The sequence below is a fragment of the Streptosporangium vulgare genome, assembly GCF_042428775.1.
GTDB lineage: Bacteria > Actinomycetota > Actinomycetes > Streptosporangiales > Streptosporangiaceae > Streptosporangium > Streptosporangium vulgare.
On record NZ_JBHMBS010000001.1, the window covers coordinates 229,519 to 244,492 of the forward strand.

Consider the following 14,974-nt stretch of genomic DNA (forward strand, 5'->3'; position numbering starts at 1 on the left):
GGCACTGTCCGGGGCTGTGGCGAAGGACCGCGGCGAGGTTCGTGGTGAGGGCTTGGCGCGAGGGCCCGGCGTGGGGGTGCCCGCGCCGGGCCTCAGTTCTTGTGACCCGTCTCGTGCTCGTACGCGGTCAGCTGCTGTTCGAGGGCCTTCATCAGCTCGAACACCTGGCTCGGGGGAATGCGGATCCGGCTGACGATCCGGGTCGGCACGCTCACGAAGTGCTGTCCCGAGGAAGGGTCGTTGGCCAGCTGGGGCGGCCTGGTGATCACCGCGAAATCCAGGACAAATCCATCCTGGGTGTGCCATACGGAGGCGAAGTTGGCGTACTGCCCCATTTCCACCTCGGCGGAGATGCTCACCTCCAGGCGGTTCTCCGGCTCGTCGTTCACCATTCTCTTTCCTCCGGCCAGGTTGGCTCCATGCTGCCCTAGCCGGAGACCGGCCACACAGGGACGCGCCGACGCTATTAAAGGATGGAAGGCAGCCGCTGGGCGCCGCGCTGCCGCAACATGTCGGTCATCAACTCGATCTCGCCCGTCTGACCGTCGACGATGTGCTGTGCCATGGTGGCCACCTCTTCACGGTCGGACAGTTTCAGCAGACCCCTGCCCATCTGCACGCCGCCCTCGTGATGGCGGATCATGAGCTGGAGGAAGAGGATCTCCTGGTCCTTGCCTGTGGCCTCGCGGAGCTTTTTGAGCTCGTCCTCAGTTGCCATACCGGGCATCGCGGCGGGCGCGTCCGGTGTTACAGCGTGACCGCCGCCGTGACCGGCCATCCACGCCATGGTGGGGCGCTCGCTCGACTGGTTCAGGCCCCACTGCTGCAACCAGCCGGTGAACATGCCGCGCTGGGCCGTCTGCGTGACGATGATGTCGTAGGCCAGCCGCCGGAGCGCGTCGTCCTCGCTCCCGTCCCTGGCGATGAAGGCCATCTCGACGGCCTGGGCGTGATGAACGGACATGTCGCGGGCGAAGCCCGCCTCGGCCGAGGCGTCGGTCGGGGTGGTCGTCCTCCCCACCAGCAGCAGCAGGGCGACCGCCGTGACCAGGCAACCGACCAGCACGCCGACCGCCAGGCCACGTCTGGACCTCGCGCCATCTTCACCGGGGGTTTCCATTACCTGCCCAGAGTACCCACTGTCGAGATTCGTCGCTGTATCAGACGTTGTCATCCTCTTATTCTCCACATACGCCGGTAGGGCATAGGGTGACCCGAAGTTGTTTGCCGGCTGGAGGGTTGATGACCAAGGAAAAGGCGCAGGCGAGGCGTGAGCACCTCACCCGTATGCGTGAGGAGCAGAGGCGCAAGGAGCGCCGGGCCGCGTTCCTGATGTGGGGTGCCGGAGGTGCCGTCGTCGTTCTGCTCGTCGCGGTCGTCGCCTTCTACATGGTCAACGAGCGGGCCACGAACTCACTGGACAGCGTCGCCACCGCGAAGTACGTGGGCAGCCAGCACACCCAGACCAAGGTGACGTACAAGGAGACCCCGCCGATGGGCGGTGAGCACAACCCGGCCTGGCAGAACTGCGGCGTCTACGACCAGCCGATCAACAACGAGAACGCCGTCCACGCCATGGAGCACGGCGCCGTGTGGATCACCTACCAGCCGAACCTGCCCAAGGCCGAGGTGGACAAGCTGCGGGAACTGGCCTCCAAGGAGTACATGCTCCTGAGCCCGTACCCGGGCCTGCCCTCCAAGGTCGTGGCCAGCTCCTGGAACCACCAGCTCAAGCTGGAGAGCGCGAACGACGGGCGCCTGCCCAAGTTCATCCAGAAGTACAAGAACGGCCCGGACACCCCCGAACTCGGCGCGTCCTGCAGCGGTGGCGTGGGCACCACCACCGCCGAGGCGCCCATCCCGGCGACCGCGCCCAGCCAGGACCCGTCGGCCGCCCCCGACGCGTCCGCGGCTCCCAGCGACGCCCCGGCCACCGACGCCCCGGCCACCGACGCTCCCGCCACCGACGCCCCGGCTCCCAGCGCCACCCCGGCGCCCTGACCGGCCGGCACCCGACACCGGTGACGCCGGTGACGCCGTCCCGACGAGGCGTCCCGGCGGCCGGACCCGCTAGACCCGCAAGATCTGTTCCAGGGGCACCGCCTCCAGCCCGTGAGCCTCGGCCACGGGCCGGTTGGTCAGGTGCCCCTCGTGCGTGTTCAGGCCCAGTGCCAGCGCCGGGTCGCTCCGCAGGGCCTCCCGCCAGCCCAGGTGGGCGATCGCGAGCGCGTAGGGGACGGTCACGTTGGTCAGCGCGTACGTCGAGGTGTGCGGCACCGCGCCCGGCATGTTGGCCACGCAGTAGAACACCGAGTCGTGCACCCGGTACGTCGGCTCGGCGTGGGTGGTGGGCCGGGAGTCCTCGAAGCAGCCGCCCTGGTCGATGGAGATGTCCACCAGGACCGACCCCGGCCTCATCCGCGAGACCAGCGTGTTGTCGACCAGCTTGGGCGCCTTCGCCCCCGGTATCAGCACCGCGCCGATGACGAGGTCCGCGTTCAGCACCGCCCGCTCGATCTCGTACGTGGTGGAGGCGATGGTCTTGCAGTGGCCCTTGTAGATCACATCCGCCTGGCGGAGCCTGTCGATGTCGCGGTCCAGCAGCAGCACCTCCGCCTGCATGCCCAGCGCGATGACCGCGGCGTTCATGCCGGAGACCCCGGCGCCGATCACGACCACGCTGGCCGCGTGCACGCCCGACACCCCGCCCATCAGCACCCCGCGCCCGCCGCCCTGGCGCATCAGGTGGTACGCCCCCACCTGGGGGGCGAGCCGCCCGGCCACCTCCGACATGGGGGCGAGCAGGGGCAGGAAGCCGTTCGCGTTCTGCACGGTCTCGTAGGCGATGCCGGTGACCCCGGTGTCGAGCAGGGCGCGGGTGCACGCGGGGGAGGCGGCCAGGTGCAGGTAGGTGAAGAGAACCTGGCCCTTGCGCATCCGGTGGTACTCCTCGTGGACCGGCTCCTTGACCTTCAGGACCAGCTCGCCCGCGGCCCACACGTCGTCGGCCGAGTCGAGGATGGTCGCACCGGCGCTCTGGAAGTCGGCGTCGGGAATGGAGGAGCCCGCCCCGGCGTCTTTCTCGACGAAGACCTGATGGCCGTGCCGGACGAACTCGTGGGCCCCGGCCGGGGTCAGCGCCACGCGGTACTCGTGGTTCTTGACCTCGCGGGGAACGGAGATCTTCACGGCTCCTCCAAGGGTGGGCGCGTGTCCTCTATCTTCACTGTGCGTTCCCCGAAAGGGGGCGGTCACGCGCAGGGCGGCAGGAATGGGGCGGGGCCGGTGACATTCCGTCAGCGGCCGTCGACGCCCGGTCTCCGGGAAGCCGCCGTGACGTGCGGGGTTACCGGCTCCCCGCGACGATCGGTAGGCTCGCCGCGAACAGGTGCGAGGAATACGGGGATATGACGATGGGGATGCACGCGGGGCAGGGTGGGCCGCCCGTACCGCAGGGACCTCCAGCCGGGCCTGACGACCCCTCTGACGAGTCGCGGTCCCCGTCCGGCTCCTATGACGCCTTCACCCCGCAGGGCCGCCCTGGCGCCTCACCTGGACGCCACGCCCGCGGTGCGGGGAGTCCGGACGATCCCCTCTCCGGTCCCGCTGGTCCGCCCGGCCTCGACGAACAGGGGCGCGGTGACCGGGATCCCGGCGCCTCGACCTTCGACGCCTTCGGCGGCCCAGGGTCCGGCCCCGGAGTCGGCCCCGGCCTCGCTCCCGGCCCTGGTGGCTCCGGCCTCGACGCCTTCGGCGGTAGCGGGTCCGGTCCCGGCGCTTCCGGCTTCGACGCCTTCGGTGGTTCCCGGCCCGGCTCCGGCGCCTCCCCCTTCGACGCCTTCGGCGGCCCAGGGGCCGGTGCCGGTCCCGGCGGCTCTGACTTCGATGCTTTTGGTGCTAAAAGCTCAGGTTTCAATGCTTTTGGTGCCGGTGGTGCGGGGCTCGGCGATCCGGGTTCCGGCGATACGAGGTTGGGCGATGCGGCCTTCGGGGGGACCGCCTTCGGCGGGCAGGGCTCCGGCGATCCGACAGGCCCCGTTCCAGGAGGTCCCGTTCCGGCGGGATCGGTTCCCGAGGGCCCGGGCGGTCCCGGCATCGACCCACCGGTCCTCACCGAGGGGCAGGCGCCGACCGTTCAGGGGCCGGGCGAGCCGGGAGCGGGCGGGCCGGGTGCGGGCGCTCCCGGGACCGGCGAGCGGCGGGCCGGGGAGTCGCCGGACGGGGTGCCCAGGGCGAGCAGGGTCACCACCGCGATCCTGGTGACCGTCCTGGTCATCGTCGTGTTGATCACCGGTGTGCTCGGCACCATCGCGGTGCTCATGACCCGCAATCCCGACATGCCGCTCGGTGGCACGCCACCCAAGCGGCTGGCCGTTCCCCTCCACTTCGCCCCGGTGACCGAGGCGAAGCCCGGAGCCTGCACGGTCCCGGAGACCTACCCCGACGACCTCGGGCAGACCTGCTACTCGGTCGCCGCCGGAGTCAACGTGAACGCCGTGCGGAAGATCGAGGCGATCCAGGAGAAGAGCGGCGCCTACTCGGTCAGGATCGCGTTCGCGCCCGCCTTCCGCGAGCAGATCAACGACCTGACCGCGGAAGCGGTCAACGAGGACGACCCGGTCAGGCAGCAGATCGCGATCGTCGTGGGAGAGAAGGTGGTGGCCGCCCCCCGGGTCGCCCAGGCGATCACCGACGACAGCCTGAGCATCGCCGGTTCCTTCACCAAGGAGCAGGCCGACGCGATGGTCGTCAGGTTGCTCGGCTCCGGGGCCGTCGTCCCGCAGCCGACGGGCGGCTCCCAGCCGAGCCAGTCGGTCTTCACCCCGCCGGACGGCACGGCCACGTCCCCTCCGGCCGACCAGCAGCAGCCCGCGACCCCTCCGGCGAGCCAGCCCGCGAATCCTCCGGCCGACCAGCAGCCCGTCACCCCTCCGGCCACCGGGCCGACCACCGCGAACACCGCCGGGACCGGTGCGAACCGTCCGGCGAACACCACCGAGGACACCTCCGCGAACGCGTCCGGCGAGGGCACCGACCGCAGGTTCCGCACCTGCAAGGCCGCGCGGGAGAACGGCTACGGCCCCTACACCCGGGGCACCCACGAGGAGTACCAGTGGTACATCGACGGCGACAAGGACGGCGTCGCCTGCGAGCGGGACGACACCGGCTGACAGCGGCCGTACCGGCCGGCGCGGTGCCCCCGGCTCCCCGCCCCTCCGCTCCGGAGAGCCCGGAGAGCCCGGAGAGGAGGTGATCACCCTCCCAGGGCGATGTCCTGGTGGCGGCCTTCCAGGGCGATGTCGTGCGGGCGGATGGGCACCCGGGGCAGCCGCAGGCCGGTGGCGGCCCGTACGGCGGCGGCCACCGCGGGGGTGGAGGAGAGTGTGGGCGGCTCGCCCGCTCCGCGCAGGCCGTAGGGGGCGTTCGGGTCGGGATTCTCCATGATCGACAACCGCATGGGCGGCATGTCGAGGATGGTGGGGATCAGATAGTCGGTGAACGACGGGTTGAGCACCAGCCCGTCGCGGACCTGGATCTCCTCCATCAGCGCCAGCCCCAGCCCCTGGGCCGAGCCGCCGTGGATCTGCCCCTCCAGCGCCAGCGGGTTCATGATCTTACCCACGTCCTGGACGGCCGCCAGCTCCACCACCTTGACCAGCCCCAGCTCCACGTCCACGTCCACCACGGCCCGGTGGACGCACAGGGCGAGCTGGGTGTGCGAGTCGCCCTGCCCGGTGACCGGGTCCAGCGGGAAGGTGGGCCGGTGCCGGTACTCCCTCGTCTCCTCCACCGCCCCGGCCCGCTCCAGCGCCTCCACCAGCGACGACCCGTCGCTCGTCAGCTTCGCCAGCCGCTCCCGCACGGCCTCGCAGGCCGCCCTGACGGCGCCGCCGGTGACGTACGACTGGCGGGACGCCGAGGAGGATCCGGCGGAGCCGACCGACGTGTCCGCCGTCGCGACCGTCACCGCGTCGATCCCCAGCTCGGTCCTGGCGATCTGCTCCTGGACCATCAGCAGGCCCTGTCCCACTTCGGCCGCCGCGGTGTGCACCAGGACGTGCGGCTCGCCGCCGATCAGCTCCACCCGCACCCTGGCGGTCGAGTGGTCGTCGAAGCCCTCGGAGAAGCAGATGTTCTTGATGCCCACGCCGTACCCGACGCCGCGCCGCACCCCCTCGCCGTGGGTGGTCTGCGAGACGCCGCCCGGCATGTCCAGCAGGTCCGAGGACTTCGGGGCGTCCGATCCGTCCGGGGCGTTCGAGCCGGGCAGCGGCATCGCGGCGAGTTCCCTGAGCATCTCGGCCAGCGGCGCGGGCGAGTCGATCACCTGCCCGGTGGCCAGCACCGACCCCTGGGAGACGGCGTTGCGGATTCTGACCTCGACCGGGGAGATCCCGCACGCTTCGGCCAGCCTGTCCATCTGCGACTCGTACGCGTAACAGGCCTGGACCGCGCCGAAGCCGCGCATCGCGCCGCAGGGCGGGTTGTTGGTGTAGACGCCGTAGGCGTCGATCCACACGTTGTCCACCTCGTACGGCCCCACCCCCAGGGAGGCCGCGTTGCCGACCACGGCGGGGGAGGTGGAGCAGTAGGCGCCGCCGTCCAGCAGGATCTCCGCCCTGACGTAGAGCAGCCTGCCGTCGCGGGTGGCGCCGTGCTCGTAGCGCATCCGGGCCGGGTGGCGGTGGACATGGCCGTAGAAGGACTCCTCGCGGTTGTAGACGATCTTCACGGGACGGCCGGTGCGCAGGGCCAGCATGCACGCGTGGATCTGCATGGACAGGTCCTCGCGGGCACCGAACGCCCCGCCCACCCCGGCCAGCGAGAGCCGTACCCTCTCCTCGGGCAGCCCCAGGCACGGCGCGATCTGCTCCCGGTCGGAGTGCAGCCACTGCGTGGCGATGTACAGGTCCACCCCGCCGTCCTCGGCCGGCACGGCGAGCCCGGACTCGGGGCCGAGGAAGGCCTGGTCCTGCATGCCGACCTCGTACTCGCCGGTGACGACCACGGGGGCCTCGAACGCGGAGCCGACCCGGATCGGCTGGTGGCGCACCACGTTGCCGCTCTCGTGGACCGTGGGGCAGGAGGCGTCGAAGGCGGCCCGGCGCGGATCGGTGACGGCCTCGCGGACCTCGTACTCCACGACCACGGCCTCGGCCGCCCGCCTGGCGCGCTCGGGGTGGTCGGCCGCGACCAGCGCGACCGGCTCGCCCTGGTAGCGGACCTGGTCGACGGCGAGCACCGGCTGGTCCCTGTGGTCCAGGCCGTAGAACTTCGCGCCCGGCACGTCCTCGTGGGTGAGGACCGCGTACACGCCGGGCATGGCGAGCGCGGGGCCGACGTCGATCGAGCGGATCCACGCCGACGGGTGCGGGCTGCGGAGGGTGACCCCCCAGATCATGTCCGCCAGGTACAGGTCGGAGGAGTAGGCGAACTCGCCCGTCACCTTCAGCGTCCCGTCGGGACGCAGGACGCTCTCGCCGACGCCGCGATGCCGCCGTGTTTCGATGCCGCTCATCCCAGCAGTACATCAGCCGGGTCCGGGGGAGGACATGGCAGGCACGACGCAACGCGGGGGGCGGCCGTTGGCGACTCTTGCGGTTGCGCCCGGCACCCGGGTGCTGACCCACGGCTCCTGTCGTCGAGCGGCCTGCGAAGCTCCCGGAACCGCTCGCGCAACGGGTGCTCCGCGGTCAGGGTGACAAGCCGGGCGGCGGCGTCCTGCGGGTGTCCGAGCAGGAGCAGCAGCTCCGCGTGCGGTTCCAGCGCGACCAGGTGCAGTTCTCCCAGTCTGTGCCGCTCGAACTCGGCGAACGGGCCGGGGATTCCGCTCAGACACGGCCCCCGCCACAGTTTCAGCGCGTCCCTCAGGAACCGCAGGGCCGTCTCGTGGGAGCCTTCGGCGTACGATTTCTGGGCCTGGTCGAGGTGTTCTTTGAACACTTCGGCGTCCACCTGCCCGGGTTCGAGCCGCGGAGCGTATCCGCCCGAGGTGGAGACGAGCAGCCTCGAAGGTCTTCGTGAATCGCGGTCCGGCTCCGGTGTCCGCCGCAGTTTGGACACGTACGTGTAAACGCTCTGCTCCCCGGTCTTCGGCGGATCCACCCCCACACGCCGTCGATTAACTGGTCTTTGGTAACCGCCCGTCCGGTATCGGCGGCCAGGACGCAGAGAATCGCCTGCTGCCGGGGCTCTCCCAACTCAAGCTCGTCCGAGAGTCTACGGACGACACCCGAGCCCAACGTGCTGATGTGGAAATCCCCCGGCCGGGGGCCGTCGTCCATCCTCACGATTTCGTCGGCCCTGCCCATCCAGGTCCCCACATGCGGTCAAGCGTGGCGCAGCGAATTCGCGGAAGCCAGGCACAGCCGATGGGTTCGCGTCGAAGTGGAGGTCGCGTCATCCTCCGCCCGGATACCGGGAGAACGCGGACGGCATGATTTCGATCACTTCCCGCGCACGCCCGATCACATTTTGTATTCGAGGCGGGACGTCCGGGAACCGGTCGTGGGTTAAGGCGGGTGATTGTCTCTGGATGTTTCCTGGGGGTGTCCGTGAGAGCTGTTCCGGGCATTCCGAAAAGACTCGGGGCCGGATGGTTTTCGCCACACTCTCGGGTTTGTCGAAATTTCTGGAACGGGCCTGCCGGGAGGTTGGCCCAACTGCCGTGGAGCAGGTGATGAAACGCGGAGAAAAGGAACGTAACCCTGGCCGTCGATAGGCGGTGTGCTGTCGTGGCCGTTCCCCGGACGGAACCCGATCGGTTCTCCGTGGCGGGAGCCGGTCGCTGTCGGCGGACCGGGACGGCGCGATGTGGGGGCCGCCGGAGCGGGATCGCTTCCATGTGATCGGGTCCCTTGACTCCCTTGGCTCCCTTGGTGCGAAACCTCCCCGCCGCGAGGAGTTCCCGCGCCTCCACCGGATTCGCCGGATCCTCGGTGAGATCGCCGAATACGCGACCCGATTCTGTGGGCCGTGCGCCGACTCGGCCGCTCCCGCTCCCGCTCCGCACTCGCCGGATCACCGCGACTCGCGCACCAAGCGTCACCGGACACACGCCCGATGCCCGGAGGTCCGGGAAACGGAACCTAGACGATCCCCGCCTTGGCGATACCGATCCCCGCCTGGAGTCTGCTGTGTGCCCCGATCCGCTCCATCGCGTTGGCCATGTGGCGGCGCACGGTGCGGGAGGTCAGCCCGAGCCGACGGCCGATCACCTCGTCCGTCACGCCCTCCGCGGCCATTCGCAGGACGGTCTTCTCCTGCTCCGTGAGTGAGAACGGCGCCTTCCACCCCCGGGGCCGCTGTTCGGCGCTTGACCAGACATGCTCGAACAGGTCTCCCGGCAACGACACCAGCGCGGGGGCGCGCACCATGGCCATCCGGGGCGCGTGGCCCGTCAAGACGATGTGGTCGTCGATCACCATGAATCTCTCGGAGATCGGCGGGTCGACCCTCGGTTCCACGGACGCGGGGAAACCGGCTGTCTCGTACGGCGCATCGACCACGATTCTCGTCCGCACCCCCGGCGGGGTGGCAGCGGAATCGAAAATCTGGAGAAACGTGGTGTTTTTCCTGGTTCAGGAAGAAACATATCTACTGACCGCTTCGCGGACGCACAGAGGGTTTCGGCGTCTTGCCGGACCCGGGATCGCTCTCCCCCGGAGGGCCATGGTGCGCGCCCCCTCGCGTTCGTCGTCCGGGCCGGCGGTGGCAGGGGGCTCGGAAGGGCCTTCTCGGGCCGGGCCCGGAGAGGCGAATTCCCGCGCCACCGGGCTTCGCCGGATCTTTCTGGGATTCTCGCCGTTTCACTGTCGCGGGTGATTCTAAAGATCACCTAGAGACGCTCGCGGGCACGTGCCGTGTGCGCCGGGGCGGGAGACCGAACTCAAGGGAAGTCGTAAGCGGGGGGCGAGCCGCTCGCGCTCGCTGCTTTCCCCGGAGCTTTCCCGTGGGCGGATCATGCTCGTTTACTTTCCTGCGGATCGTGCGTGTTCCTGGTTTTCGTGAGCCGAAACGACCCGGGACTTTCTTCGTGTCCGCTGCGAAATGGCCGTCCGTCTCCCCGGGCTTCGGCTGACCGCTTTAGGACATTGACTTGATAGTGGATTGTTTCAATATATTTTCAGGGTGACGACTGATTCCAGACGTGAAGGTGCCGAGGGGGCGCCTGGCGACAGGGGTTCGTGAGCCGACCGGCCTGCGGACCGGTCGGCGACGAAAAGCGAGCGGAACGGATGACGCCTACGAGAGGTCGAGTGGCCGTCGTCGGCACCCTCGACCCGGGTCGTGCGGCCCACGAGCCGTGACCTGCGACGAAGCGGCACGTGTGCGAAGCGGATCACGCACGTGTGTTCTTCCGGCCGGGATCCTCCGCGAAGAACAACGATCTTCACGGAAGGGGTTCGGATCCCGGCTCGGCCGCGATCGGTGGCGCCAACCATCCGGGGGCGCGGACGCCCCGATGTTCAATGTTTCCGTCTTGCTGGAGCGCGCATGAGGGAAACCTGCACGCTCACATCGGCGCGAGCGCACCGGTTCCGGTGGGTGGAGCGGCTCGCTGGCTGAAAGCTCTCCACGGGGGCGGGGCTCGTTTCGTTTCTCGTCTCCTTCGGCCGGGCTGAGCCGTAGCTCAGCCCGGGTAGTCCCAGCCCAGGTAGGCCTGGGCGTTGACCGTCTGCGAAGAATACTTGCCGGTGTCCTTCGGGGGGGCAGACGAATCAGCACTCGCGGTCGTAGCATTGCCAGTGACGGCAAAAGTAGCCGTAAACAGCATGGCGAGGGCAGACAAGGCAAGACGTCGGCGCACGGGGAGACTCCTGTCGTAGGTTCTGCTGCTCAAATGATATCTTTCAAGGGGTAACGTGACCGGTCAAGACTTGGTGGGACAGCGCATCAAAACCGCCCGTCGGCAACGTGGTCTTTCCCAAGCGCAGCTCGCTCATCCAGAACTGTCGGACAGTTACGTGTCCCTCATCGAGAGTGGCAAGCGTACTCCGACACCCGCGGTGCTGGAGCTTCTCGCCGAAAAACTCGACTGCTCCCTGACCTATCTGATCAACGGTGTCACGGCCGAGCAGATGCAGGAGATCGAGCTCGCGCTGAGCTACGCGCAGATGGCCCTGGACAACGGCGAGGTCGTCGAGGCCCGTAACCGCTACGCCGAGCTTCTCGCCGACAGCGGCCTGGCGGGCCTGCCGCAGCTGCGGCAGGACGTCGAGTACGGCCTGGCCCTCGCGACCGAGGCCTGCGGCGACCTGGACCAGGCGATCGCCCTCTTCAGCGGGCTGCACGAGGGCGACACCACGACCATGAGCCCCGAGCGTCACATCGCGGTCGCCGTCGCGCTCTCGCGCTGCTACCGCGAGAAGGGTGACCTGGCCCGGGCGATGCAGGTCCCCGAGAAGATCCTCACCGGCGCGGTCCAGCCCGTCTGGACCGACGGCCTCATGAGGCTGGGCAGCCAGCTCTTCGCCGCGTACGTCGATCGCGGTGACCTGCTCAGGGCCCGCCAGTTCTCCGCGGAGCTGATCGCCGCCGCCGAGCTCCTCGGCACCCCGATGGCGCTCACCCTGGCGCACTGGGGCGCCGCGATCGCCGCCGTCGAGACCGCGCACGCCGACGAGGCGGTCACGCACGCCGAGCGCGCCCTGGCCATCCAGTCCGAGTACGGCGACCCGTGGCGGCTGGCCCGGTTGCGCAACGACTACGCCCAGGTCATGCTGATCGCCCGGCCCATGGAGGCCGAGACCTGGCGCGACGTGCTGCTGAAGGTCGAGAAGGAGCTGGAGGAGAGCTCTGCCAGCTCGATCACCAAGATGCGCTGCGCGATGAACCTCGTCCGGGTGGAGCTGCTGCTCGCCCGGCCCGACCGGGCCGAGGAGCACATGCGCTTCGTCTGCGACCTGCTCGACGGCATGCCCAAGGCCCTGCAGGCGGAGGCCCGCCTGCTGCACGGCGAGACCCTCGCGGCACTGGGCATGCAGACGGACGCCTCGCGGGAGCTGCTCTCCGGGGTCGAATGCCTGGAGCAGGCGCCGGAGACCCGCTTCACCGCCCATGCCTGGCTGACCGCGGCCCGGGTCCTGGAGCGGATCGACGAGCCCGATCGGAGTGTCGACGCCTACAAGCGGGCACTGGCCTGCGTCGGACTGTAGATCGGGATGGCGAGGGCGGTAGATCGGGACGGCGGGGGCGGCCTCGCCCGAGGGGGTGGATCGGACAGGGGGGTCGAGACCGCGTGGTCGCGTCGGTAGCCTTGTGGTTGCCATGAAGACTTCCCCTGTCGCGGTCGCCCTCGCGCTTCTCGCCGCCCTCGTTCTCGGCACGGCTTTCGCCTCGCCCGCCCTCGCTCACGACCGGCTCAAGAGCAGCAACCCGGCCAAGGGCGCGAAGGTCGAGACCCTGGAGGAGGTGAAGCTGACATTCAGCGCCACCGTGCGCTTCCCGAACGTCGTCGTCCGCTCCGGGGACGAGACCCACCAGGACGGCAAGCCCGCCGTCGACGGCTCCGTGGTGACCCAGAAGGTCAAGGGAGACCTCCCGCCCGGCGCGTACGTCATCGCCTATCGCGTGGTGTCCTCCGACGGCCATCCGATAGAGGGGGAGATCCCCTTCACCCTGCTCGGCTCCACCGAGTCCTCTCCCTCGCCGTCCCCGCCGCCTTCGGAGACCTCGCCGTCCCCGGGGGTCACCGAGAGCGCCGAGAGCCCGGCCGCCGGGAGCGACCCCGCCGCGAGCACGCCGGTCGGCACGCTCAGCCCGGCCGCCGCGGCCGGGGAGTCCGAGGAGTCCGGCTCCTCGGGAGGCGTGCCCGGCTGGATGTGGATCGTCGTCGGTGCCCTGACCGGCGTCGGCATCGGCCTGTTCTTCAGCATGCGCGGCAGGAAACAGACATGAGCAAGACCGCGCGGGCCGCGCAGGCGGCGCAGGTCGAGGCGCCGGACAACGGCCGGGTCGTGAAGCTCGCCCTGGCGGGCGTGGGCGCGGCCGTCGCCGCCCTGGTGATCGCCATGATCGCCGGAGGCGCCGCGAGCCCCCGCATCATCCCCGGCCTGCCCGACCAGGGCGCGTTCACCCGCTGGGGACTGCCGCTGGCGAAGCTGACGATGGACGCGGCGGGCGTGCTCACCGTCGGCACGCTCCTGGCCGCCGCGATCCTGCTCCCCAACGACAAGGGCCTGCTGGGCAGGTCCGCCCTCGGCTACGTCAAGGCCACCTCCTGGATCGCCCTCGTCTGGGCCGGGGCCGCCGCGGCCACGATGGTCTTCAGCCTCTCGGAGGCGCTCGGGCTGCCGGTGGCCGACGTGCTCGGCGGCGACGAGCTCACCAGCTTCGCCAGCCAGGTCTCCCAGGGCATCTCGCTGACCCTGGTCGTGCTCTTCTCGGTCGCGATCGCCCTCTTCGCCCGTGGCGCGATCACCGCCGGCGCGGCCGGCGGCCTGTTGATCCTCGCCCTGGCCACGATGCTCCCGCCCGCGCTGACCGGCCACTCCTCCTCCTCGCCCAACCACGACCTGGCGACCACCGGCGTCGCCGTCCACCTGGTCGTCCTCGCGCTCTGGGTGGGCGGCCTCGGCGTGCTCTGCGCGCACGCGCTGCGCCGCCAGCCGCATCTGGAGATCGCCGCCGCCCGCTTCTCGGCCCTGGCACTGTGGTGCTTCGTCGGGGTGGGGCTGTCCGGCCTGTTCAGCGTCATGGCCAGGCTCAGCGCGATCTCCGAGCTGTTCACCTCCGCCTACGGCCTGCTGCTGCTGGCCAAGACCGTCGCGTTCGCGCTGCTCGGCGCCGTCGGCTGGTGGCACCGCAGGCGGACCCTGCCGCTGCTCGCGGCGGGCGGGTCCGGTACGTTCCTCCGCTTCGCCGCAGGCGAGATCGTCGTCATGTTCGCGGCCGTCGGCCTCGCCGTCGCGCTGTCCCGCACCGCGCCGCCCCCGGCGGTCCTGCCCGTCGACAGGGCCTTCGACGTGCTCGGCTACACCATGCCGCCGGAGATCTCGCTCGCCAACCTGGCCTCGCTGTGGTGGTTCGACCTGTTCTCCGGCACGCTCATCGCCCTGCTGGCCGGCCTCTACCTCGCCGGTGTCGTACGCCTCGCCCGGCGCGGCGACTCCTGGTCCAAGGGCCGCACGGCCGCCTGGTTCACCGGCGTGCTGATCCTGCTGATCGCCACCCAGAGCGGCGTCGCCCGGTACGCCAAGGTGCTGTTCAGCGCGCACATGGCCGAGCACATGACGCTGTCGATGATGGTGCCGATCTTCCTCGTGCTCGGCGCGCCCGTCACCCTGGCCCTGCGCGCCCTCAAGCCCGCCGCCCGCAGGGGCGACCGGGGCCCCAGGGAGTGGCTGACGACGATCCTGCACAGCAGGTTCGTCCGCGTCATCGCCCATCCGGCGATCGCCACCGCGATCTTCATCGTCTCCACCTACGCGCTGTACTTCACGCCGCTGTTCGCCGCCGCGATGGAGGAGCACCTCGGCCACATCGTGATGACGGTGCACTTCCTGCTCAGCGGCTGCCTGTTCTTCTGGGTGATCATCGGTGTCGACCCCGCCCCCTACCGGCTGCCGCACGTGGCCCGGCTCATCCTGCTGTTCGTGACCATGCCCTTCCACGCGTTCTTCGGCATCGCGCTGATGAGCATGACCACCGTGCTCGCCTCCGACTGGTACGACCAGCTCGGCCGTACCTGGGGCGCGTCCGCGATCCAGGACCAGCAGACCGGCGGCGCCATCGCCTGGGGGTTCGGTGAGATCCCGACCCTCGTCGTGCTCCTCGCGCTGGCCTTCCAGTGGTGGCGTCACGACGACCGCGGGGCCCGCCGCGCCGACCGCCGCGCCGACGCCGCCGCGGCTCGCGACGGAGGTAGCGGCGACGCCCAGCTCGACGCTTACAATGACTACCTGGCCAAACTCAACAGGCGAGACGGCGCGGAGTAGCCGGACAGCTACGCCCTTCTATCTTCGAGCTCCCT

Annotated in this window: 11 protein-coding genes; 5 read left to right on the top strand and 6 right to left on the bottom strand. The window is 70.1% G+C overall.

Translation table 11 applies throughout. From position 1 onward, the window contains the following. Positions 1-92 precede the first annotated feature (92 nt). Positions 93-392 carry a DUF3467 domain-containing protein gene (locus tag ACFFRH_RS01000; RefSeq protein ID WP_329092600.1) on the bottom strand — a complete coding sequence of 100 codons (300 nt, stop codon included), beginning with the start codon at positions 390-392 and terminating at the stop codon, positions 93-95. Between the two features lie 74 nt (positions 393-466). Then, on the bottom strand, positions 467-1,120 hold the full coding sequence (locus ACFFRH_RS01005; protein WP_386153293.1) for a DUF305 domain-containing protein: 654 nt from the start codon (positions 1,118-1,120) through the stop codon (positions 467-469). 122 nt (positions 1,121-1,242) lie between these two features. Here ACFFRH_RS01005 and ACFFRH_RS01010 point away from each other — a divergent pair, with 122 nt between their 5' ends. Then, positions 1,243-2,001 carry a thioredoxin-like domain-containing protein gene (locus ACFFRH_RS01010; RefSeq protein ID WP_386153296.1) on the top strand — a complete coding sequence of 253 codons (759 nt, stop codon included), beginning with the start codon at positions 1,243-1,245 and terminating at the stop codon, positions 1,999-2,001. Positions 2,002-2,070: 69 nt separating this feature from the next. Here the strand turns inward: ACFFRH_RS01010 and ald are convergent, their stop codons facing one another. Next, positions 2,071-3,189: an alanine dehydrogenase gene (ald, locus tag ACFFRH_RS01015; RefSeq protein ID WP_386153299.1), complete on the bottom strand. Its 1,119-nt coding sequence runs from the start codon at positions 3,187-3,189 to the stop codon at positions 2,071-2,073. A 782-nt stretch (positions 3,190-3,971) separates the two neighbouring features. Here ald and ACFFRH_RS01020 point away from each other — a divergent pair. Further along, positions 3,972-5,171 (top strand): excalibur calcium-binding domain-containing protein, encoded by a 1,200-nt coding sequence (locus tag ACFFRH_RS01020; protein ID WP_386153301.1) that lies wholly within the window; start codon positions 3,972-3,974, stop codon positions 5,169-5,171. Between the two features lie 83 nt (positions 5,172-5,254). Here the strand turns inward: ACFFRH_RS01020 and ACFFRH_RS01025 are convergent, their stop codons facing one another. From ACFFRH_RS01025 to ACFFRH_RS01035, 3 genes are all read right to left on the bottom strand, one after another. Beyond that, positions 5,255-7,519 carry a xanthine dehydrogenase family protein molybdopterin-binding subunit gene (locus tag ACFFRH_RS01025; RefSeq protein ID WP_386153304.1) on the bottom strand — a complete coding sequence of 755 codons (2,265 nt, stop codon included), beginning with the start codon at positions 7,517-7,519 and terminating at the stop codon, positions 5,255-5,257. Next, entirely contained in the window at positions 7,516-7,944 is a 429-nt protein-coding gene (locus tag ACFFRH_RS01030) for a BTAD domain-containing putative transcriptional regulator (protein WP_386153307.1), read from the bottom strand. Before ACFFRH_RS01030 ends, ACFFRH_RS01025 begins: the two co-directional genes overlap by 4 nt. 1,145 nt (positions 7,945-9,089) lie before the next feature. After that, entirely contained in the window at positions 9,090-9,509 is a 420-nt protein-coding gene (locus tag ACFFRH_RS01035; RefSeq protein WP_386153310.1) for a helix-turn-helix domain-containing protein, read from the bottom strand. A 1,374-nt stretch (positions 9,510-10,883) separates the two neighbouring features. Here ACFFRH_RS01035 and ACFFRH_RS01040 point away from each other — a divergent pair. The 3 genes from ACFFRH_RS01040 to ACFFRH_RS01050 all read left to right on the top strand — a co-directional run bounded on the left by ACFFRH_RS01040 (position 10,884) and on the right by ACFFRH_RS01050 (position 14,939). Then, complete coding sequence (locus ACFFRH_RS01040; protein WP_344743343.1) at positions 10,884-12,158, top strand: helix-turn-helix domain-containing protein; 1,275 nt, start codon at positions 10,884-10,886, stop codon at positions 12,156-12,158. A gap of 112 nt (positions 12,159-12,270) precedes the next feature. Beyond that, positions 12,271-12,900, top strand: a complete 630-nt coding sequence (locus tag ACFFRH_RS01045) for a copper resistance CopC family protein (RefSeq protein WP_344743298.1) — start codon at positions 12,271-12,273, stop codon at positions 12,898-12,900. Then, on the top strand, positions 12,897-14,939 hold the full coding sequence (locus tag ACFFRH_RS01050) for a bifunctional copper resistance protein CopD/cytochrome c oxidase assembly protein (protein WP_344743299.1): 2,043 nt from the start codon (positions 12,897-12,899) through the stop codon (positions 14,937-14,939). The genes ACFFRH_RS01045 and ACFFRH_RS01050 overlap by 4 nt, the downstream gene beginning before the upstream one ends. Positions 14,940-14,974: the final 35 nt, after the last annotated feature.